The sequence below is a fragment of the Kangiella shandongensis genome, from assembly GCF_020005365.1.
Taxonomy (GTDB): domain Bacteria; phylum Pseudomonadota; class Gammaproteobacteria; order Enterobacterales; family Kangiellaceae; genus Kangiella; species Kangiella shandongensis.
Map to the genome: position 1 here is coordinate 104749 of NZ_JACNML010000004.1, position 22335 is coordinate 127083.

14 protein-coding genes are annotated in these 22335 nt (G+C 45.8%); 9 read left to right on the forward strand and 5 right to left on the reverse strand.

Features of this window, described 5'->3' with window-relative positions:
* Window positions 1-118 precede the first annotated feature (118 nt).
* Window positions 119-1192 carry a PQQ-dependent sugar dehydrogenase gene (locus H7708_RS05585; RefSeq protein WP_223669491.1) on the forward strand — a complete coding sequence of 358 codons (1074 nt, stop codon included), beginning with the start codon at window positions 119-121 and terminating at the stop codon, window positions 1190-1192.
* Between the two features lie 207 nt (window positions 1193-1399).
* On the forward strand, window positions 1400-3694 hold the full coding sequence (metE, locus tag H7708_RS05590; RefSeq protein ID WP_235727526.1) for a 5-methyltetrahydropteroyltriglutamate--homocysteine S-methyltransferase: 2295 nt from the start codon (window positions 1400-1402) through the stop codon (window positions 3692-3694).
* Between the two features lie 56 nt (window positions 3695-3750).
* Here the strand turns inward: metE and H7708_RS05595 are convergent, their stop codons facing one another.
* The 3 genes from H7708_RS05595 to ttcA form a co-directional block, all read right to left on the reverse strand.
* Entirely contained in the window at window positions 3751-5862 is a 2112-nt protein-coding gene (locus tag H7708_RS05595) for a M13 family metallopeptidase (RefSeq protein ID WP_223669492.1), read from the reverse strand.
* 216 nt (window positions 5863-6078) lie between these two features.
* The gene (locus H7708_RS05600; protein WP_223669493.1) at window positions 6079-6543 is read right to left on the reverse strand and encodes an acyl-CoA thioesterase; all 465 of its coding nucleotides are present in this window, start codon (window positions 6541-6543) and stop codon (window positions 6079-6081) included.
* Window positions 6544-6627: 84 nt separating this feature from the next.
* The gene (gene ttcA / locus H7708_RS05605; RefSeq protein ID WP_223669494.1) at window positions 6628-7548 is read right to left on the reverse strand and encodes a tRNA 2-thiocytidine(32) synthetase TtcA; all 921 of its coding nucleotides are present in this window, start codon (window positions 7546-7548) and stop codon (window positions 6628-6630) included.
* Between the two features lie 310 nt (window positions 7549-7858).
* Here ttcA and H7708_RS05610 point away from each other — a divergent pair, with 310 nt between their 5' ends.
* Window positions 7859-9088: a nucleoside recognition domain-containing protein gene (locus H7708_RS05610; protein ID WP_223669495.1), complete on the forward strand. Its 1230-nt coding sequence runs from the start codon at window positions 7859-7861 to the stop codon at window positions 9086-9088.
* Between the two features lie 392 nt (window positions 9089-9480).
* Here the strand turns inward: H7708_RS05610 and H7708_RS05615 are convergent, their stop codons facing one another.
* A complete protein-coding gene (locus H7708_RS05615) occupies window positions 9481-10077 on the reverse strand; it encodes a class I SAM-dependent methyltransferase (protein WP_223669496.1) in 597 nt (198 codons plus the stop codon).
* Between the two features lie 130 nt (window positions 10078-10207).
* Here H7708_RS05615 and rlmM point away from each other — a divergent pair, with 130 nt between their 5' ends.
* A complete protein-coding gene (rlmM, locus tag H7708_RS05620) occupies window positions 10208-11266 on the forward strand; it encodes a 23S rRNA (cytidine(2498)-2'-O)-methyltransferase RlmM (RefSeq protein WP_223669497.1) in 1059 nt (352 codons plus the stop codon).
* Between the two features lie 12 nt (window positions 11267-11278).
* A complete protein-coding gene (queF, locus tag H7708_RS05625; RefSeq protein ID WP_223669498.1) occupies window positions 11279-12100 on the forward strand; it encodes an NADPH-dependent 7-cyano-7-deazaguanine reductase QueF in 822 nt (273 codons plus the stop codon).
* A gap of 55 nt (window positions 12101-12155) precedes the next feature.
* On the opposite strand, the gene H7708_RS05630 is transcribed toward queF, so the two are convergent.
* The gene (locus tag H7708_RS05630; RefSeq protein ID WP_223669499.1) at window positions 12156-14366 is read right to left on the reverse strand and encodes a peptide MFS transporter; all 2211 of its coding nucleotides are present in this window, start codon (window positions 14364-14366) and stop codon (window positions 12156-12158) included.
* A gap of 229 nt (window positions 14367-14595) precedes the next feature.
* On the opposite strand from H7708_RS05630, the gene H7708_RS05635 reads away from it, so the two are divergent.
* The 4 genes from H7708_RS05635 (at window position 14596) to H7708_RS05650 (ending at window position 22335) form a co-directional block, all read left to right on the forward strand.
* Complete coding sequence (locus H7708_RS05635; protein WP_223669500.1) at window positions 14596-15234, forward strand: alpha-ketoglutarate-dependent dioxygenase AlkB family protein; 639 nt, start codon at window positions 14596-14598, stop codon at window positions 15232-15234.
* Window positions 15235-15312: 78 nt separating this feature from the next.
* Window positions 15313-16296, forward strand: a complete 984-nt coding sequence (locus H7708_RS05640; protein ID WP_223669501.1) for a YhdH/YhfP family quinone oxidoreductase — start codon at window positions 15313-15315, stop codon at window positions 16294-16296.
* A gap of 23 nt (window positions 16297-16319) precedes the next feature.
* Window positions 16320-18983 carry a PD-(D/E)XK nuclease family protein gene (locus H7708_RS05645; RefSeq protein ID WP_223669502.1) on the forward strand — a complete coding sequence of 888 codons (2664 nt, stop codon included), beginning with the start codon at window positions 16320-16322 and terminating at the stop codon, window positions 18981-18983.
* Window positions 18973-22335: a UvrD-helicase domain-containing protein gene (locus tag H7708_RS05650; protein ID WP_223669503.1), complete on the forward strand. Its 3363-nt coding sequence runs from the start codon at window positions 18973-18975 to the stop codon at window positions 22333-22335. Before H7708_RS05645 ends, H7708_RS05650 begins: the two co-directional genes overlap by 11 nt.

A 22335-nucleotide genomic window follows, 5' to 3' on the forward strand; every position in this document is an offset into this window, starting at 1 on the left:
GATACTTAAGAAAGCGGCCTTCGAGCCGCTTTTTTTATGGCATAACTTTGACGTGGTATTTGATATTGAGCAAATGAACGTTTTATTCTGTAGAAAGTTCAAATTTACGGAGCGGTTTATGAAGTTAATTACTGTATTAGGAATCTTGCTCTTCAGTACGTTACAGGCTGCTGAAGTCCCTGAAAACTTTACGATTGACGTTTTTGCCCCAGACGTTGAAGGGGCGAGGCAAATGGCTTTATCTGACTCGGGAGTCATTTATGCTGGTACCCGAAAAGCTGGCAAGGTGTATGCTGTGGAAGACACCGATGGTGACTTTAAAGCAGATAAGGTTTACACCATTATTGATGACCTCTATATGCCTAGTGCTGTTACTTATCATCAGGGCGATTTATACGTTGCGGAAGTGGATAAGGTTTTGCGTTTTAAAGCAATCGACAAGCACTACAAAGAGTCACCAGAACCGGAAGTGGTGTACGACGACTTACCTGATAAGAGTCACCATGGCTGGAAATACATAAAATTTGGTCCTGATGGCCGACTCTATATCCCTATCGGCGTGCCCTGCAATGTGTGCGATGAAGATGATCAGCGCTTTGGGACTATTATCGCTGTCGATCTCGAAACAAAAAAGCATGAGTTTATTGCAACAGGTGTACGTAACAGTGTGGGTTTTGACTGGCACCCACAAACCGGTGAGTTATGGTTTACTGATAATGGGCGAGATTGGCTGGGTGATGATGAACCTGCATGTGAGTTGAATAGAGTCACCAGGGCCGGGGAGTTTTTCGGTTTCCCATACGTGCATGGTGAAGACTTTATGGATCCCGCTTTTGGCGAAAAATTAGGGGAGCGCGAGTTCACACCGCCAGCATGGGAGTTTCAGGCTCATGTGGCACCTCTTGGAATGGCCTTCTATACCGGTGATATGTTTCCTGAGGAATATCAGAATTCCATCTTTGTTACGCAACACGGTTCCTGGAATCGTAGTACCAAGGTCGGTTATAAGGTGGTGCGCCTGACCTTAAAGGGTAATCAAGTGATATCCCAGGACGATTTTATTACTGGCTGGCTGGTTGACGGTGAAGTCAAAGGACGTCCTAATGACGTTATTCAGTTACCAGACGGCTCTCTATTAGTTTCTGACGATGGCTTCGGCAAAATTTATCGAATCAGTTATCAACCTAATTGATTGAATTATATGGTTTTTTATGGAGAGTTAATTTGTTTACTTTTGCAGCTTGAAATTAGTTTACAAATAGGCTTGATTTCGCCATCAATATAACCATAATGGCCATTTAGACGTCTAAACATCTTTAGCGCATGGTAGTTATGAATTGAATAAACCGCATTCAGTGGTAATGCGCTTTTATGGTTAACAACAGCTTAGGAAATAACGATGGCACAATCACATGTTTTAGGGCTTCCTCGGATAGGAGCCAAACGAGAACTGAAATTCGCACTGGAAAAGTACTGGCGTAAAGACATTTCGCAAACCGAACTGCAGCAAGTTGCAGCAAAAATCCGCCAAACTAATTGGCAGTCGGCCAAGGACAAAGGAATTGATTGGCTTACGGTCGGTGACTTTTCTTTTTATGATCAGGTGTTAGACACCTCCATCTTACTGGAGGTTACGCCTGAGCGTTTCGAACAAGGGCTGGCAGATAACTTATTGGATAATTATTTTCGTATTGCCCGTGGTTCGGCTCCAAGCGGAAGTCAGGTCCAACCCAGCGAAATGACTAAGTGGTTTAATACCAATTACCACTACATTGTTCCTGAATTTAAAAAGGAACAGCAGTTTGGTCTTAACACGGCTTTATTGCAGCCACAAATTGAGCAGGCAAAAACACTATCCAAGCACTTGAAGATGCAGTTAATCGGGCCGGTAACCTATTTATTTTTAGGCAAGGAGCGTGACAGCGCTGAGTTTGATAAGTTGTCATTACTGCCAGGTCTAGTTAAAGCCTATCAGTCGATACTGGATTATCTCAATCAGCAGGGCATTCAGTGGGTACAGATTGAAGAGCCGATCCTGGCCCTGGATCTGGATGATGCCTGGCTCAATGCTATTACTCAGTCCTACACTGAGCTCGCTGCCGATACCGACATTCAGCTACTACTGACCACTTACTTTGGTCGTATCGACGACAAGTTTGACCGTATTGCTGAATTGCCCGTTGATGGTTTACATCTGGATGTCATCGCTGATGGTGCTGCGCAATTGAAACTGGTAAAAGAATACTGGCCAAGCTCGAAAGTATTATCAGTTGGCATCGTTAATGGTCGTAATATTTGGCGGAACGAGCTACGCCGCAGTCTGGCAACATTGCAGGATGTTAAGCAACATTATGGTGATAACTTATGGCTCGGTAGCAGTTGCTCTTTGCTGCATAGTCCTGTTGACCTGAATAGCGAGCAAAAGTTGGATGACGAGTTGAAGCAATGGTTAGCCTTCGCTGAGCAAAAGGTAACAGAAATTGCGCATTTAACGGCTGCTATAAACCAGGGAGAAACTGCCATAAAAGAGGCTTTGGAGCTCAGCGACAAAGCAGTGGCGTCTCGTGCGGAGTCAGAAGTCGTTAATAACCGAAAAGTGCAGCAGCGACTAGCCAATATTACGGATATCCAGCGCCAACGAGCGTCGGAATTTGAGCAGCGAAAAGTTGCACAGAAAAATCATTTTAATTTCCCCCTGTTAGCGACGACAACGATTGGTTCATTCCCACAAACGGATACTATTCGTCAGGCGCGAAAAAGCTATAAATCTCAGCAGATTAATCAAGCCGAATATACACAAGCCATCCAGCAAGAAATCAGACAGGCAATCGAGGAACAGGAGTCTATCGGTCTGGATGTTCTGGTACATGGTGAGGCCGAGCGTAATGATATGGTCGAGTATTTTGGTGAGCAGTTAAATGGCTTTGCCTTTACTCAGTTTGGCTGGGTACAAAGTTATGGTAGTCGCTGCGTAAAGCCGCCCATTATTTACGGCGACGTATGGCGTAAACAGCCGATCACCGTTGAGTGGTCCAAGTATGCGCAGTCATTGTCTGAGAAAAAAGTGAAGGGGATGTTAACCGGACCGACGACGATTCTGGCCTGGTCATTTGAGCGCGAAGATTTACCTGCTTATCAGATTGCGGATCAAGTTGCTTTAGCGTTAAGAGATGAAGTCATAGACTTAGAGGCCAACGGTATTGATGTCATTCAAGTGGATGAGCCTGCGTTCCGAGAGTTGCTGCCCTTACGTAAAAGTGAGCAAGCTGCTTACCTTGAGTGGTCTGTGAATGCATTTCGTTTAGCGACTGCAGGCGTCAAAGATACTACTCAGATCCATACTCATATGTGTTATTCCGAGTTTAATGAGGTCATTGACTCAATTGCCCGTCTGGACGCCGATGTGATTACCATTGAATCGTCTCGTTCGGATATGGAGTTGCTACAAACCTTTAATGACTTTAAGTACCCGAATGAGATTGGGCCTGGTGTTTATGATATTCATTCACCAAGAATTCCAACCACAGAGGAAGTGGAAAAGCTATTAATACAAGCGGCTAACTACATTCCGCTTGAGCAGTTGTGGGTTAATCCTGACTGTGGGCTGAAAACGAGAACTTGGGAGCAGGTGAGACCGGCTCTTCAAAATCTCGTAGAAGCAGCGAAGGAAGCTCGTGAAAAATTAACGGCTTAGTATGTCAGGCATAAAAAAGCCAGAGCATTGCTCTGGCTTTTTGGTTTATCTGATGATTACCAGATTTTAACGCGCTTTTCAGGCGCCAGGTACATCTCATCCGTTGGCTCTACGTCAAATGCTTCGTAGAACTCAGGCATGTTACGTACTGTACCATTCGCACGGAATTCGCTTGGCGAGTGTGGGTCAGTGTCGATACGCTTACGTAGTTCTTCATCACGATACTTACGACGCCATACCTGTGCCCAACCAAAAAATACACGCTGATCGCCAGTTAGACCGTCGATCACAGGCGCTTCTTTACCTTCTTTCGACAGTTGGTATGCCTTGTAAGCAATCGTTAAACCACCCAGATCACCGATATTTTCGCCCTGAGTAAATTCGCCATTGACGTGTACTCCGTCTAATACGGTGAAATCGCTGTACTGAGCAACGAGCTTATCGGTACGCTTGGTGAATTCTTTTAAATCGTCTTCAGTCCACCAGTTACGTAATTTACCGTCACCATCGTATTGTGCACCTGAGTCGTCGAAACCGTGACCCATTTCGTGACCGATCACAGCACCGATACCGCCATAGTTTACAGCATCGTCCGCTTCCATGTTAAAGAAAGGAGGTTGTAGGATTGCCGCAGGGAACACGATTTCATTCATGACTGGATTGTAATAAGCGTTAACCGTTTGTGGCGTCATAAACCATTCGGTACGATCAATTGGCTGGCCCAGTTTTTCACGGTTTTTCTTAACTTGAACCAAAGCTGCACGCTTCATGTTACCGTATAGATCGTCGTCTTTAATTTCCAGATCGGAGTAATCTTTCCACTTATCAGGGTAGCCGATTTTAGGTGTAAACTTGCTGAGTTTATCAAGCGCCTGTTTCTTGGTATCTTCACTCATCCAGTCAAGCTCTTTAATGCCCTGGGCATAGGCTCGACGTAAATTTTCAACCAGTTCAACCATGCGCTCTTTGGCTTCTGGTTTGAAGTGCTTTTTGACGTAAATTTTACCAACAACTTCGCCTAGCGTGCCGTTGATGACGTTAACACCGCGTTTCCAACGAGGTTCCTGCTCTTCAACACCACTTAGCACACCTTTGTAGAAACGGAAGTTTTCATCGTCCATTTCTTTGGTCAGGAAGCTGGCGCTATTTGTAATCGCGTGCCATTTGAAGTAAGTTTTCCAGTCTTCCAGCGGCACTTCTTTTAACATGTCGTTTAAGGCAGCGAAGTAGTCCGGCTGACCAACGATGACATTGTCAACACCTTCCAGCATTGAGTTTTCCTGCCAGCGTGCCCAGTCGATATTTGAAAGCGTGTTTTGCAGATCCGCGAAGCTCAATTTATTATAACGAGCAACGGGGTTACGTAGCTTTTCTTTCGGCCAGTGTTTTTGCGCGATGCTGGTTTCAAGCCCCATGACCTCGGCTGCTTTTTCTTCACCGCCTTCGACACCGGCAAGTGCGAACATTTTGGCGATATGCTCAACATATTGGTCACGGATTTTTTGACTCTTTTCATCTTCTTTCAAGTAAGAATCACGGCTTGGTAAACCCAGACCACTTTGACTCATCTGAGTGATGTAAGTATCTGGTTGTTTCGCATCAACATAAACATAAGTGCTGAATGGTGAGGTTGAGACCATTTGTGCGTAAGCAATGTATTCCGACAGATCGGACAAGTTTTCAATCGCATCAATACGCTCCAGCTCTGGCTGAAGAGGCTTGGTACCAAGCTCTTCAAGCTGCGCAGTGTTCATGTAGCTTTCGAAAAGATCCCCCACCTGTTGCTCTTCAGATCCTTTTTCCGCTTTAGTTTGTGCAGCTTCTTCAATGATGGCGCGCACATCTTTCTTAGCTTGCTCTGCCAATTTCGTGAAAGAACCATAGTTTGATTTATCCGCTGGGATTTCAAACTCTTTAAGCCACTTACCATTAACGTGGCGGAATAAGTCATCCTGTGGACGCACTGAGTTATCAAAATACTCAGTATCGATCCCGGAAACGAGTTGCTGCTTGGCTTCTTTTTTCTGTTCAACTTTTTTGTCAGCTTTTACAACTTGTTGCTCATTGCTTTGCGCTGCTGTTTCTGTTGGAGCCTTATCCTGATTGTTGTCAGAATTACAAGCTGCCAAAACTGCTAAGCACACTGAGCTTACGATCAGTTTTTTCATAGAACACCTGTGTAGTTATCGTGAAATTAGAATTTTTCTAGCACAACATACTACCAGAAATGGAGGGGAGTGGAAGGGTGGGAGTTTGCCGAATCGTTACAGAATATTTCTCTAAAGCGAGAACTGTACAACCAGCCGCGTGCTGTAAAAAAATATAACCTATTGTTTATATTAAGGTTATGGGCGGGCTGGTTGCAAAGTAATACAGGTAACGGATTAAGAGGTCAGTAGCTCTGGTTGCAGTTTCAGAATTTTGTCCAGTATATCGCCTTTGACTGTGACTTTTTGACCTGTACGGTAGTCCAGCATGACAATTTTGCAGTAGCCCAAGGTGGTGACCGTCTTTTGCTTTTCACTGAAGGCCTGATACTCCATCACAAAGCCAAACTCATCAATTTCACTGACTTTAGTGCCGATATGTAAAGTATCCGGATAAAAAACAGGTCGACGATAACGGCAGTAGATATCGCCCAAAATAGGGCCGACTGGCGATTTCTTGATGTCGGCTTCCATGTGCATTGCCTCCATATATGCGATACGAGCACTTTCAAAGTAGCGCAGGTAACTGACATTATTAACGTGTTGAAAGGCGTCCATTTCGCCCCATGCAACACGGATCGGCAGTATTACAGGGTAGTCTTGTTCAAACTGTTCAAGTGTTTCAGCAGGGTTTGCTTTCATAGTCTTTAATGGTAATTAGCTCATCGGACCATCTTAACAAGGACGCAGCAATTGGCGAATAGTTTTTCTAAATCTGTTTCATATCTAGCCGATATTTACAAACTGAATGCTGTTATTCGAAGGCTCGGTTACCTCTTCATCATCCTGCTCGACAGGCGGTTGCGGTAAGTCGGGTGCGTCGAACAAAGTATCACCGCCTGCTTTTTGCGAAAAAGCATCCTGCGATAAGCCCTGAAAATCATACAGATCCGTATCGGCCAGGTGGGATGGGGCAACATTACTCATCGCCTTAAAAATCGTTTCAACGCGTCCAGGGTATTTGCGATCCCAGTCTTGTAGCATCATCTTGATGTTCTGGCGCTGCAGGTTTTCCTGCGATCCACAAAGGTTGCAAGGAATAATTGGGAAGGCTTTGGCTTTGGCGAATTGAGCGATATCTTTCTCTTTGCAGTAAGCTAGCGGGCGGATCACAATGTGTTTGCCGTCGTCACTTTTCAGCTTCGGTGGCATGGATTTCATGGCCCCGCCAAAGAACATGTTCAGGAACAGAGTTTCGATCATGTCATCGCGGTGGTGCCCCAGTGCAATCTTGGTGATGCCGTTACGTTCAGCCCAGCCATAAATAATGCCTCGACGCAAACGAGAGCAGAGGCCGCAGGTGGTCTTGCCTTCTGGAATGACGCGCTTCACCACGCTGTAGGTGTCTTCTTCGATGATCTCAAAAGGAATGTCAATGGAGGATAAATAGTTTGGCAGAACGTCTTCCGGGAAACCGGGTTGTTTTTGGTCGAGGTTGACGGCGACCAGCTCAAATTTGACCGGAGCGCTTTTCTGCAGGTTCATCAAGATATCCAGCAGGGTATAAGAGTCCTTGCCGCCAGAAAGACAGACCATCACCTTATCGCCATCCTCGATCATGGAAAAGTCCATAATGGCTTTTCCCACATTACGGCGCAGGCGTTTTTGTAATTTGTTAAACTCGAGTTTGTTGCGTTTATCTGTCATGGCTACACACTAAAAATTGCTGAACAAGATGAAAACTGACGCTATTATACATGAAGATAACTTGGATTTAGTCACTTTATCGGAATTTGCAGGCTCAAAAATTTAAGTGACGAATATATAAAGAAAAATATACAGTTAGAGTCCCGTTTTTAACGAAATCACTGGGGGTGGCAAAGGTCAAGACTGTAAGGCAGATGAGTTCCTCAGTTAGTAAGGGCGGAGCGAGCCGGGAAATTGCCGATGATGACCGAATGCAGTAGATTATGCTGGTGGGCGCCCGAATTCATAATAAACGATAAGTCATAACCCTATGCTGAATATTATCTGGTTGTTCTTTTTTGTCATTGCCTTTGCCCTGGCAACCTTTGACTGGTTGGTGGGTGGGAATCAGGCCGCGTTTCCCGACCTGGTAAAATCTCTGTTCGATATGGCCAAGCTCAGTGTCACTATTGCGATTGGTTTGATCGGTGTCCTGGCTTTCTGGTTAGGGTTATTGCGAATAGCTGAGCAGAGCGGCCTGGTAAACAAGTTGGCTCGCTTATTGGCTCCTCTTTTTACCAAGTTGATGCCAGAAGTTCCTAAGGGCCATCCAGCGCTGGGCAGTATCAGTATGAACATGGCTGCCAACATGCTGGGCCTCGACAATGCGGCAACCCCGATGGGGATTCGGGCCATGGAGCAGCTCCAGGAATTAAATCCGAACAAATCGACCGCCACGAATGCACAAATACTGTTTTTGGTGCTGAATACCTCGGCAGTGACCATTATTCCGATCACTATCATGTTGTACCGGGCGCAGATGGGAGCCTCGGATCCGGCGGCTATTTTCCTGCCTATCTTATTAGCCACCAGTGCTTCGACCTTTTTTGGTTTATTAGCTGTTGCCTGGGTACAAAAGCTGTCGATCATTAATCGCGTGGTTGGTTTGTATTTCTTGGTATTTGCCGCAACTATCGGTGGTTTGGTCACGGCTTTATTCTTGCTGCCCGCTGGGAAAATGTCTGAAGTCAGCTCTGCGCTGGGAAACTTTTTGTTAATGGCTGCCATTGTGTTGATATTGCTTCATGGTTGGCGACGCAAGCTGGCAGTGTATGAAGAGTTTGTGGAAGGGGCTAAAGAAGGCTTTAAAGTCGCTGTAACTATTATCCCATACCTTGTTGCCATGTTGACTGCGATCGGCGCACTACGAGCTTCCGGTGCACTGGATGCATTCGCCTCAGGCTTAAGTTGGCTATTCTCAGGTCTGGGGCTGGATACGCGCTTTGTTGAAGCTTTGCCGACGGCGTTGATGAAGCCATTTAGTGGCAGTGGAGCGAGGGCCATGATGCTGGAAACAATGGAGTCTCAGGGAGTGGATTCTCTTGCCGGTTACATGGTGGCGACGATTCAGGGAAGTACAGAAACGACTTTCTATGTCTTAACGGTTTATTTTGGTGCTGTCGGCATTAAGAAAATTCGCCATGCATTAGGCTGTGGTCTTTTTGCGGATTTGGCTGGAATGGTTGCTGCAATTTTGATCGGGTATTGGTTTTTTGCTTAGCGGCAGAGGGTATGTAGTAAGTAAATGCTCACCTGTGTAAAAAGTGCAAAAATGACTTGATATTTTCGCTTAGTGTATTTTGCTACATGACAAAATAATCATTAGAAATCCACAATCGCCATATAAGGCTTATGTTATAAGGGATTGCCCCCGTTTAAGAAGTAAACAGGCGGTTTTTAGTCTATAGATAAGATGTTAACCTATTGAAAGTAAAAAGAAAACGTAAAAATTGTATAAAAAGTGAACAGTTTGTTGGGGTGCACCATGTTTTATAGCTTATGCGAAGGTTTAAGCAATTTTTCCCCAAAGTTATCCACAGGAAATGTGAAAACTTTTTGACGGTAAGATGACAGTGTGAAGCCTGTTTAGAAAATAAACAGGCTATATGACAGTTACTCTTCTTTAACCGCGCTGGCCACGGTGTAGGCAGGTCCTTGCTTATGCTTTTTATAGTTACCAAAAACTTCTTTAAAAGCGCGCTTCATAAAATCCCTCAGACCAGTGATAGTCACCACGTAGAGACGGCCGCCAGGAGCCAGGCGTTTATAGGCGTCGTGCAGGAATATATATAACAGCTCATTACCTACTTTCGCCGGAATATTCGATACCATGACATTAAAGTCTTTTTCCGGCACTTCTGAAAAACCATTACTGAGTCTGGCTCTCGCATTATTCAACTGGTTTTTACGAGCATTGCGCTGGGCGTAATCAACGGCTACATAATCCTTATCCACCAAGATTACTTCACCCTGAGGGGCCATCTTTGCTATGGTTAATCCTAAAGCGCCGTAACCACACCCCAGATCAAGGCACTTGTCATCCGGTTGTACGTCGAGATACTTCAGTAACATGATGGAGCCATCATCTATCGTTTTTGGGGAAAAAATTCCCCAGGTGGTATCGAAACTCATCGGGAAGCCGTTGAGGGTTGTTTCGACCATCAGGTCTTTTTTTAGATCTGAGATTTGTTCTTTGCTGTAATGGGCCATGTCACCGGTTTATGTTAGCCATGGAAAGTGGGCATATTCTAGCACTGCATAAGGTAAATCCCTAATCAATGAGGGGATGTGTGTGTTAAGATCGCTGAATCTTTCACTGGTCTAAATTAAGACTCTTTATATGCAACAAGCTCCTTTCGTCTTTTTTTGTCGTCCCGGCTTTGAATCGGATTGTGCTGCAGAAGTACAGGCGATTGCAAATGCCTGTGAATTAGCTGGTTATGCTAACGCTCAGACCGATTCAGGTTATGTGCGCTTTTTTCTATTCGATGAACAGAGTGCGGAGCAGTTTTTTGAAATCCTCGATCTGGACGACATCGTTTTTGCCAGACAGTGGTTTTGGGCAAAAGCTGAATTGGAAAAGATGTCACTGGATGATCGCATTAGCCCTATTATTGATGTCTGTACCGATGTCGCAATGGCACACAGTGTACTGGTTGAGCATTTGGATAGTAATGAGGGACGCGAGTTATCCAAATTCTGTAAAAAGTTTTCAACGCCATTGACGATAGCGCTGGAAAAGCAGGGACTGATTCATGATGACAGTGAGTTCCGCTTGCATGTATTGTTTATCGCTAACGATAACTGCCTGGTCGGCTATTCACCGGTGGAGCGCTCGAGCGCACAAAAAGGCGGTATTTTGCGTCTAAAAGCACCTAAACAGGCACCGAGTCGTTCGACTTTGAAATTGGACGAAGCGATCCAGACCTTGATGTCACGAAAACAGCAGCATCAGGTTTTTAGACTGGGTAATACCTCGGCCGATTTAGGTGCGGCTCCCGGTGGTTGGACGTATCAATTAGTTGAGCGTGGGCTGCAAGTTGCGGCCATTGATAATGGCCCTATGGATAAAAAGCTGATGGCAACGGAACAGGTGGAGCATTTTAAGGAAAATGCTTTTAGCTGGCTGCCAGAAAAATCGGTTGATGTTGTGGTTTGCGATATGGTCGAAAAACCATCGTTGGTGGCTAATCTGATGGCGACCTGGCTGGAAGGTTCTCATGCTAAACACGCCATATTCAACCTGAAACTGCCTATGAAAAAGCGGTTCCAGGAAGTCGCTGATTGTATTGGCTTGATTTGTGAGCGCCTGGAAGAGGAAGAATTAAAATATCATTGGCAGGCTAAGCATTTGTATCACGATCGAGAAGAGATCACGGTTTACTTTCGGATAAAGTAGGAGAGTAGGTTTATGACAGACAAAACTATTCCTTTAGGTAAGGAGGTGTCTTACCCGCAGCAGTACGATGCGAGCTTACTGTTCCCTGTCGCGCGACAGCTTAAAAGAGATGAGCTCGGTTTAAAAAAAGGTCTGCCGTTTCATGGCAGTGAGTTCTGGAATGGTTATGAACTGTCCTGGCTTAATGGTAAAGGTAAGCCGCAGGTGGCTATCGGTGTATTCGAGTTTCCTTATGATACTGCGAACATTATCGAGTCGAAGTCTTTTAAACTGTATTTGAACTCATATAATCAGACACGTTTTGATACCTGGCAAGAAGTGCAGCATCGGCTGCAGAAGGATCTGTCACAAGCCGCCGGTGGTGAGGTCAGCGTGAACCTTTATCGGTTAGCTTATTATCAGAAAAGTGTCCCAGTGATCGAGACAGAAACGGTATTAATTGATGAGTTGGATATTGAGGTCGATTACTATGATTACGACGCCAGCTTACTTAAAACGCATGATAAAGCCGTTGAAGAGTATTTGCGAAGTGATTTACTGAAAAGCAATTGCTTGATCACCTCTCAACCGGACTGGGCTACGGTGCTGGTGCGTTATAAAGGCCAGCAGATCGATCACGAATCTCTACTGCGCTATTTTATTTCCTTCCGCAATCATAATGAATTCCATGAGCAGTGTGTGGAGCGTATCTTTACCGATATTATGGATATCTGTCAGCCACAGGAACTGACGGTTTATGCACGTTATACGCGACGGGGTGGCTTGGATATCAATCCATGGCGGAGTAATGTCGAGGGCCATTCTGAGCTAAATACTCGCTTAGTAAGACAATAGCTTTAAGCATAAAAAAACCAGCCCGAAGGCTGGTTTTTTTTATAACTAGTAGTGATTATTCGGCACCTTCCATTAGCTTCTTAATCAATGGCGAGATTATTAACATAAACAGCGCTATTCCCATCGCAACATAGCTCACGTTAGTATAAACGTCGGCGTAAGTCGCTTTTGCCGCTGCAACATCTGTTAATTGACCACCAATAGTTTCTGCACCAGTAGTTTTCGCAATAACACCGGCCAGGAAGTTTGACAGGCCACTGTACAGGAACCAGGCACCCATGGTCATACCTACAGCCTGCGCTGGGGCCAGCTTAGTTACCGCTGAAAGACCAACCGGAGAAACCATCAGCTCACCAAGGGTGTGCAATAAATAAATCAGAAAAATAAAGTATACGGCTGTGTATCCCACTTCACCTGATGCTTCGATACCGCCAACAAGCGCTAAGAAACCGAAACCACAAAGGAAAACACCAAAAGCAAATTTTACTGGCGTTGGTGGGTTCAGCTTGCGCTTAGCCAGGAAGCTCCACAGCCACGCAAGAATTGGTGCGAAGATAATGATATAGCCTGCATTCAATGACTGGAATACTGGCGCTGGAACGATCCAGCCCATCATACTACGGTCAACCAGGCGATCTGTGAACAGGTTCAATGAAGAACCAGCCTGCTCGAACAGTGCCCAGAATGGGATCTGTGCCAGAATAAAGTAAATCGCAGCAAACATACGGTGGCGTTCATCGCCTTCCAGTTTAATAATGGCGTAAGCCACCAGAATAAGGAACATGCCAATACCAAGGAAGCCGAAGATATCACCCATGATTTCTGCATTCATGACGAAGAACATGGAGATAGCGATAATACCGACACCAATCAGGTAGCACATCCACTCATAATTAAGGAAAGCGAATACTTTCTCTTTAAGCTTGGCAGGATTTGGTGGTTCCGCTTTACCTTCCAACCATTCACTTTTCCAGATAAAGATCACCAGACCGAGCACCATACCAATGCCAGCTAAACCGAAGCCGTAAGCCCAGCCCCAGACGATACCGATAATACCGCAAGTCAGAGACGATAATAGCGAACCAAGGTTAATACCCATGTAGAACAGAGTGAAGCCCGAATCACGGCGAGTATCGCCGAAACCGTATAATGAACCAACAATCGTGGAAATGTTTGCTTTCAGGAAGCCAACACCTGCAATAATTAAGGCCAGCGATAAGTACAGGATGTTTACGTACATTTCTTGACGCTCAATACGGTTCTGATACTCATCACCTTCAATAACTGCTGGTAGGCCTAGCGCTTCACCTGAAGAAATTTTAAGGTCATGAGGTGCTTTCAGTTGAACTTCAGACTCACCTTTATCCCCTTCCATTAAGTAGGTCGCTTCTCCGCCATTACCTGTTTTGGTCAGGGTATATTCATTACCTGCATACTGGATGGTGCGAATTTCGGTCGCTCCCTGAGTTTCGCTATCTACTAAGGTATAGTCAAAACCGTTGATCTTAGTCGGTACCTGAGGTCCCAGCTGATAAGACGCTGACAGATAAAGTGTCGGATTGGTGCCGAAGGTCATGGCGCGATTATCGCTTTTAACCACGGTGCCTTTGACGCCATCCTTTTCTATGGTTAGCGTCTTCTTATCACTTTCGCCCTGCTCAACCAGCTGATATTCTTCACCATTGTAGGTTAAGGTTTTAACGGTTTTATTTTTGCTCTGAAGCTCTTTATCACCATTAACAATTTCGTAATCGAAGCCGCCCAGCTTGCTTGGTAAACCGAGAGCTGCAGCATTGCCGATTTCTAAAGTTTGATTACCAAATTTGACATAACTCTGACCTTTTTCAGTTTTGATGATCTGTCGAGCATCGCCACCACGCCCATCAAGGGTTAGTTGATACTCCTGATCCGAGTAGGTCATTAGTTCTTTGGAGCCGCTGCCTTCAAAGGCCATCCCGATGTGTCCCATGACCAATAAAATGGCACCAAAGGTTACCGCTTTTCTGGTACCCAGGTATCTATCGGCTAATGAACCACCAATAATGGTCATTACATATACAAGGGCCGTGTAAGCTCCGTATAGGATGGTTGATTTCTCATCGGAAAATAAGAAATGCTGCGTAAGATAGATGATTAGAAGGCCACGCATACCGTAGTATGAGAAACGTTCCCACATCTCCGTAAAGAATAAAATGATTAGACCTCTCGGGTGCCCCAGGAAAGTCTTCTCATTTCCAGAATTCGTTGTATTACTCTGAGCCGTCATTGTCGGCAGACTCCTATCGAATTTGTGAATGAATACTTAAAAAATCGAACTATTGAACTTATAGTTATTAGGTCCCGGGCTGAGTATCAATGCAATTTAAGCCCAAAACAGACCCGATTAGTTTAGCGATGAAGCGGCTGAAAGCAAGGAAAATCGGACATTTTCGCCCAGCTTTGTATGAATTTTGCACAGCTTCCACTGTCTTTAAGGTTTCGGTAAAGTGTTAATTATGCAGCAGTTTGATTTAAATCTATCGAGCGGACTGGAAAAGGTCTCGCTACCGAGTGACGATGTTGGTGAGCCCGAAGGTGCGGAAATAAGGTTCCAAAACCAGTTTTATGATTCTAGTCAAGTCACTGATTTTTATAACGTTTTGTATTCCATGGTTGACTGGCAGGAGGAGTCTTTATGGATTGCAGGGCGGCAGCGAAAAGTCCCACGTTTAATCGCCTGGTACGGCGATCCAGAAGCGAGGTATCGGTATTCAGGTAAAGTGCATCACCCGGAGCCGTGGTTTGAGCCTTTATTGTCGATAAAAAAGAAGTTGGAAACGACTTTAGGTTGTGATTTCAATAGTGTGTTATGCAATTTATATCGTCATGGCGAGGACAGTATGGGCTGGCACGCTGATGACGAGGCGGAGTTAGGGCCAAAGCCAGTGATTGCCTCCGTTAGCCTGGGGGCCACCCGAGCTTTTCACTTAAAGCACAAAAAGAATCCAAAATTGAGACACAAAATGCTACTGACTTCTGGTAGTCTATTGGTGATGCAAGGAACGACTCAGCAATATTGGCTGCATCAAGTTCCGAAAGAACCCAAAGTAACAAAAGCTAGAATTAATTTAACTTTTAGGCACGTCATTCGTTAGACTGGAGCAGTTTATTTTTATTCTTCACTCCCGCCTTCGCGGGAATGACGTGCGATTAGATCAGAGTAAGGAGTCACCGTGTCATTCTTAGCCTGCCGTGTTTTTAATGAGCCACAAATTCATCACCAATTAGTCGAAATGGAAACTGATGAACTGAGTAAGGGGGACACCCTGATTAAGGTCGATTATTCCAGCATTAATTATAAAGACGCCCTGGCCGCCAGTGGACGGGGGGCAATTTTAAAGTCCTTTCCTTTGAATGCGGGGATCGATTTAGCCGGTACTGTAGTTGAAACCACGGGGCCAGGTCTTAAAGAAGGCGATACCGTTATTGTCAATGGCAGTGGACTTGGGGAAAGCTTTGATGGTGGCCTGGCGCAATACGCGCGAGTCGATAGTCAGTTTGTCATGAAGCAACCAGAACAATACTCATCTCGAGATGCCATGATTATTGGTACCGCTGGTTTTACAGCCGCTTTAGCGATTCACCGCATGGAGGTCAACGGGCAAACACCGGATCAGGGACCCATTGTTGTGACGGGTGCCAGCGGTGGTGTCGGCAGTTTTGCGGTTAATCTATTAAGTAAAAAAGGCTATGACACTGTCGCCATTACCAGTCAGTCTTCTATGCATGATTACTTGAAAGATTTGGGCGCGACAGAAGTGAAAAACCTGAGCGAACTTGAATTAAGCGATAAGCCCTTAGCCAAGGGTGTTTATGGGGGACTGATCGATAATATCGGTGGAGAAACCTTAAGTCGGTTAATGGCCAATATTGATTTATGGGGTAATATTGCCTGCATTGGTCTTGCTCAAAGTCCAAAGCTACAGGCAACAGTGCTACCGTTGATTTTAAGAGGTGTGAGTTTGCTCGGTGTGAGTTCGACGAATTGCCCGATGCCGTTACGTGAACAGCTTTGGTATGAGTTTGGAAAAAAGAGTCCTTTACCGGACTTTGATAAAATTTTAAGCAAAGAAATTGCCCTGAAAGACGTTTCACCGTATTTCGAAGAATTGATCGATAACAAACATCGCGGGCGCCTGATCGTCAATTGCCAATAAGCACAATAACAAGATAATCATTCATGGAATCCAGTTACCAATTAGAAGCGATCGATCCGGAAACCAGCGTCGTTATTACGGGCAGTCAGCGTTTATCGCGCCATATTCGAGAAGAATTTAACCAGCATCAGGCCAGACAGGGTAATCGTGTCTGGTCGAGTCTGAACGTTATGCCGTGGACCGCTTGGAATTCCTTGCTATGGAGTTTGCTAGCGGAGCGGTGGCCGGCTGAAAGTGAGCCGCTGCCTTATATTTTGAGCGAGCAGCAAAGTTCCTATCTATGGCAGGATATTGTTGAAGAGTCCAGTTGGAATAACTTCCTGCTACAAATTCCTGCTACGGCCAAAAAAGCATGGCAGGCCTGGCAGCAGTATCAACAGTGGCAACTTGATATAACGTCCGCTGCCGTCTGGGATAAGGACCAACAGGCGTTTTCCGAGTGGAGCCAGTCCTTTGCCAGTCGTTTACAGGAAAATCATTGGCTGGATAGCGCCTCCAGTATGAATTGGCTGGCTGAGCATTTTTCTTTGCTGCAAGGTATGTTGCCACAACATATTTATCTGGCTGGCTTTGAACAGGTAACGCCGCAACAGCAACAGCTGTTCGAACGGATGAGTGAACACTGTGAGCTACAGTGGCTCCAGAGAAATACGAATAGAACCAAGCCGCAGGTACTGCGTTTTAACAGCCGTCGTGAAGAATTTCGCCAGGCCATATTGAGCGCGAAGCAGTCCATCGAAGCTAACTACCCAGACAATCCAGGTTATAAGTTCGCTATTGTCGTTCCCGAGCTGGAAAAACATAAGCCATTATTGGAGCGTCTGTTATGGCAGGAATTAACTCCGTGCTTTCAGGTAGACGATATTCCAACTCAGGGGATTTACGATTTTTCATTAGGCGAACCATTGTCTAAACAGCCACTGGTTCAAACCGCACTAAACTTACTTTCTTTTATTAATGGCAGTGTTGAACAGGGAGTATTTCGCCAGTTGCTGATGAGCCCTTATTGGGGAAAGTCGGGTGAAACGGTAAGACTTCGAGCCGCTCTGGAGCGAGATATCCGAGCACAGCATAAAGAGCGCTTTTCTATCGAAGATTTTGCGCAGCGTGATGATAATGGGAGGTTAAGCGAGCTTGTCGAGTCTTTGCGCACGGGGCGTGAGCACATCAGTTCACAGAAAATGATCGGTGACTGGATGCAGCTTCTGCCAACCTTGTTACAGACATTGCAGTGGCCAGGTTATCGCTCCCTGAGCAGTCGCGAGTACCAAATTCAACAGACATTTCTCGACTGCTTTAATGGTTTGCGCTCCCATCAGCTGTTCCACAAAGCAGAGATTAATTTTAGTCAACTGTTGGAGCTGTTACAGCTGGTGGTAGCCGATAAACAGTTCCATCAGGAGCAGCCAAAAGCACCGATTCAAATCATGGGGATGCTGGAAACTCTCGGTCTGGAGTTTGATCGGGCATGGCTAACCGGAGCCACGTACCAGGTGTTACCGGCAAAGCCTAACCCTAATCCGTTTATCGATAAGCAACTATTAAAACAACACCAGATGCCTGGCAGTTCCAGCCAGCGCGAACTGGATTATGCGCAGCAGCTGCTGGATAGTTTGCTGAGTTCCAGTCCTCAGGTCACTTTGTCCTACCCTTTGTTTGAAGGAGACAGCGAACTGATGCCGAGTCCGTTACTGATGTCTTATCAGCACCAGGAAGTGGAATCCAATGCATCTCTGGCGCCGACCTTTATACAACAGGTTCAGTTTCCAGCCGTTGAGTCGTATCAAGATGACGCCGGCCTGCCGTTGACGGATCGTACCATTAAAGGCGGTACCGGCTTTTTTAAAGATCAGATTAATTGTCCGTTCAAAGCCTATTTAGGCTACCGTCTAAAAACGAAGGCGTTTGAAGAAGCTGAGCAGGGCTTAAACGCTATGGAGCGCGGACAAATTGTGCATAAAGTGTTGGAGCGTTTCTGGAAGCAGCAAGGTTCCAGCGAAGCCGTACACAAGCGTGAGGCGCATGAGCTGCAAAGTATGATTCAACCCATTCTGGAACAGGTGCTGGTTGAGTTTAAAGACGATTTTTATTATCTACAAATTGAATCATTTTTTAATAACGAGAAAGAGCGTTTATTAACGCAACTAACACAAGCGTTGGTGATCGACAGTAAACGTTTACCTTTTACTCCTTTGCATCATGAGCAGCGTCAAACTATCGAAGTCGCCGAACTGGTATTTAATTTGCAGGTTGACCGCATTGATCAGGTGGAAGACGGTTTTTTGATCATTGATTACAAAACCGGTAACCCAACTCGGCAGTCTTTACTCAGTGAGCCGCCAGAAGAGCCGCAGCTCGCTTTATATGCGATTAATCAGCATGACAATCCGGTCGCTGGCGTCAGCTTTTTCAATATCAATGCCAAAGACGTTCGTTATCAGGGACTGGCCGATACCATTGAAAATTTAGCACTGAGTAAACGCAGCGCGATAAAAACGCCGATGTCGGAACTTATCGATAGCTGGCGGGTGCAGTTAGAGCAGGTCGGGCAGGAGATTAAACAGGGGCAGGCGATCGTGAATCCTCGCAGTTGCGACTATTGTGATTTCAGTGCCGCCTGTCGTATCAATCAACGGCACAAAGAAGTCATAGAGACAAATGAGCAGGGAGAGCGGCATGATTCGTGATCAGCAGGCGCGCCGTGAGGCGATCAATCATCAGGGCTCTTATATTGTGCAGGCGCCGGCCGGCTCGGGTAAAACCGAGCTGTTAACTCAGCGGGTACTCAAGCTGTTGAGTGTGGTTGAAAATCCGGAAGAGATCGTCGCGATTACCTTTACACGTAAAGCGGCCAGAGAAATGCAGAACCGGATCATTGAGTCGCTGCAGGCGGCGTTGGAGGATAAACCGGAAGAAGAGCATAAAATATTGACCTGGCAATTAGCCAATGAGGTTCTCGAGCGTGATCGCCATTTGAACTGGGGCTTATTAAGTAGTCCACAGCGATTGCAGATTAAAACGTTTGATTCACTCTGTGCCTCTTTGGCGAACCAGATGCCGGTGTTGGCTAATTTCGGTGGCCAGCTAAGTCCTACTGATAATCCGATGCAGTTGTATCAGCAGGCCGCGAAAACGGTAATTGACGGTGTGCGAACCAATGAGCCCTGGGCGGAACATGTTCACCGAGTGTTAGCGCACACCGATAATAAGATGCAGTACCTGCAGGATTTATTAGCTCAGCAATTAGCTAAGCGCGATCAGTGGTTACGCCTGCAAGCGGAAGGCACCAATGAAAGAGCCGTGTTAGAGCAGGGTTTTACCGATTTGCTGTTGGTGCAGTTAAAGCAACTCGACTCGGCCTTTACCGCAGAGCAAAAGCAACAGCTGTTAGGCGATATCATCTTTGCCGCGGATTACTTTGAGGATAATCACGAGTTAGCTGGGCTAAAGCAATTAACCGAGTGGCCTGAGATTTCTGTAGATGCAGTGGCTGAGTGGAAACTTCTGACGGCATTCTGTTTAACAAAACAAAATAAGCTTCGTGCCAATGCGCCATTGCCAGCGCAAAAAATTGCCGAAACCAAAGATGAAAAACAGCTGATTAAGACGCGTAAAGAACAGTCCAAAGAATTGTTTAATGAATTGAAAGCCACTGTTTTTTTGGATGAAAAACTGTCAGCGGTTGCAACTTTTCCCGATCTTTATTTCCAAGAGGATCAGTGGCAGGTTATCGAATCCTTAACCGCCTTGATGCAGGTAGCATCAGCGAGTTTGAAAGTCGAATTTAAAAACAGTGGCGAGGTCGACTATACCGAAATTGCCATGGCTGCCAGTCGTGCACTGGGACAAATTCATCAACCGAGTGAGTTGGCCTTAAAATTGGACTATGCTATTTCTCACATTCTGGTAGACGAGTTTCAGGATACGTCCTTCAGCCAGTTTCAACTGATTGAGCAGTTGACCGCAGGCTGGCAGCCGGATGATGGGCGCACCCTGTTTGTGGTCGGTGATCCCATGCAGTCCATTTACCGCTTCCGCGAAGCTAACGTCGGCTTATTTATTCAGGCTCGGGAGAAAGGCATTGGCGATATTGCTCTGGAGTTTTTGCAGTTAACCAGTAACTTTCGCTCCAGCGAAACCATCGTCGATTGGGTCAATAAGAGTTTTGCCACTATCTTTCCCGACTATGACGATCCGGTATTGGGTGCGGTTTCTCTGGCTAAAGCTGACTCCACTCAAAGCGAAAACCATGGTGATGAAGTTGATTTTAATCTCTTTTTTGACAGCGAACGACCGGCCGATGAGTTCGAAGCCGAAGGTATCGCCAGCAGGATCGAGCAGTGTTTAACGGATTATCCGGAGCAGGATATCGCGGTGCTGGTGAGAGCTCGTAATCATGGTGAGCAGATTATCGAGGCACTAAAACAGTGCTCCATTGCCTATGTTGCAGAAGAGTTTGAGCAGCTGGAGCAGAAGCAACCAGTTTTAGATTTGCTTACTCTGCTCAGGGTCTTGCTGCATCCACTGGATAAAGTGGCCTGGGTCGCACTATTTAAAACGCCATGGTTTGGATTGAGTTTGGCCGACATAACTGTGCTTGAAGATCATTTCGGCGATGATTTATCGCAAACTCTAGAAGGTTTTTCGCAAGTTGACGGCCTCTCCCCAGATGCAAAGCTGTGCTTACAGCGACAGGCTCCGATTGTGCTGCGGCATCTTGAATATCTTTACCAGCAACCTTTCGCCATGCAGCTCGAAGCTCTGTGGTTACAGCTGGGTGGTCCGCTGGCACTTAACGACGATGAACTGGAGCAGCTGTATACTGCGCTGGATTTCATCTCAGACTTTGAGCAACATTCTGCGATTACCGACTATCAGCTGTTAGAGGACGCGCTGGCAAAATTATTTGCGCCACCGACGAGAGAAGAGAATTGTCGTGTCTCCATCATGACCATGCATAAGTCGAAAGGTTTGGAGTTTGATACCGTTTTCTTGCCTAAGCTGGATAAGAAAAGTGGGATGAATGACAAATCCCTGATGGTGTGGGAAGAGTTCCCGGCAGGCGATGAACGGAGCCAGTATTTGTTGGCCCCTGTCGATCAGGCTGGCGAGCTGGAGTCGCTGTATAAACTGGTCAGTCGGTTTGCCAAAGAAAAAGACCGTCTGGAAAGTGCCCGCCTGTTGTACGTGGCGGCCACTCGAGCTAAAAAACGTCTGTATCTGAGTGGTAGTGGCAAAACCCGTTGGGATACCAGGCAGGAAGAGTGGAAACTATCAAAGTTTGATAGTGACTGTCTGCTGAGTTTGATAGCACCTTTGTACGATAATCACATCCAATCTGCTTTTATGCGTTTCGCGGAGCAGGGTATAAAACCAGCGCATCAACAGAGTGAAATGTATAGGCAGGGCTGGAGCAGACTGAAAGCCGGTTGGCAGTACCAGCCCTATGATAAACCACTGCAGAGTTTAAGTTTTGATACCGCCAAAACTGAGTTGCAGGAGCTGGAGTTTGATTGGGCCACCGATGTGGCTAAGACTATCGGCATTCTGATGCATCGACAATTAGAGCTCGCGGCTAATGGTCAATGGTCGATATCTAAACAGAGTGTTGAGCAGTTTGTCAGTAAAACTTACCATCAACTATTAGCCAGCAGCTATGATGAAGAAAGCGCCAATTATGCTACAGAGCGATTGCAGCAAGGTTTGCTGAATGTGTTGGAGGATGAGACGGCGCAGTGGATTCTAAAAGCTCATCAAGAGGCGCGCTGTGAAATGGCGTTAACAGGCCGAGTTGATGATGAGTATAGAACCTATATTATTGATAGAACTTTTGTTGATGAACAGGGCGTGCGTTGGATCATTGATTACAAGTCAGGAGCGCACTTAGGCGATGACGTGGATAATTTTATTGCCTCGGAAGTTCAGCGTTATCGTCCCCAACTGGAAAATTATCGTGAGTTAATGCAGACGATCGATGACAGGCCCATTAAAACTGCATTGTATTTCCCAATGCTGAAACGTTTTGAACAACTGAATTAG

Excerpts from the sequence above, each read along its gene's own strand:
- H7708_RS05600 (WP_223669493.1), bottom strand. The coding sequence starts at position 6,543 with ATGAAAGCAAACCCTGCTGAAACACTTGAACAGTTTGAACAAGACTAC.
- H7708_RS05630 (WP_223669499.1), bottom strand. The coding sequence starts at position 14,366 with ATGACGGCTCAGAGTAATACAACGAATTCTGGAAATGAGAAGACTTTC.
- ttcA (WP_223669494.1), bottom strand. The coding sequence starts at position 7,548 with ATGACAGATAAACGCAACAAACTCGAGTTTAACAAATTACAAAAACGC.
- H7708_RS05650 (WP_223669503.1), top strand. The coding sequence starts at position 18,973 with ATGATTCGTGATCAGCAGGCGCGCCGTGAGGCGATCAATCATCAGGGC.
- H7708_RS05615 (WP_223669496.1), bottom strand. The coding sequence starts at position 10,077 with ATGGCCCATTACAGCAAAGAACAAATCTCAGATCTAAAAAAAGACCTG.
- H7708_RS05610 (WP_223669495.1), top strand. The coding sequence starts at position 7,859 with ATGCTGAATATTATCTGGTTGTTCTTTTTTGTCATTGCCTTTGCCCTG.
- H7708_RS05595 (WP_223669492.1), bottom strand. The coding sequence starts at position 5,862 with ATGAAAAAACTGATCGTAAGCTCAGTGTGCTTAGCAGTTTTGGCAGCT.
- H7708_RS05645 (WP_223669502.1), top strand. The coding sequence starts at position 16,320 with ATGGAATCCAGTTACCAATTAGAAGCGATCGATCCGGAAACCAGCGTC.
- H7708_RS05585 (WP_223669491.1), top strand. The coding sequence starts at position 119 with ATGAAGTTAATTACTGTATTAGGAATCTTGCTCTTCAGTACGTTACAG.
- metE (WP_235727526.1), top strand. The coding sequence starts at position 1,400 with ATGGCACAATCACATGTTTTAGGGCTTCCTCGGATAGGAGCCAAACGA.
- rlmM (WP_223669497.1), top strand. The coding sequence starts at position 10,208 with ATGCAACAAGCTCCTTTCGTCTTTTTTTGTCGTCCCGGCTTTGAATCG.
- H7708_RS05635 (WP_223669500.1), top strand. The coding sequence starts at position 14,596 with ATGCAGCAGTTTGATTTAAATCTATCGAGCGGACTGGAAAAGGTCTCG.
- queF (WP_223669498.1), top strand. The coding sequence starts at position 11,279 with ATGACAGACAAAACTATTCCTTTAGGTAAGGAGGTGTCTTACCCGCAG.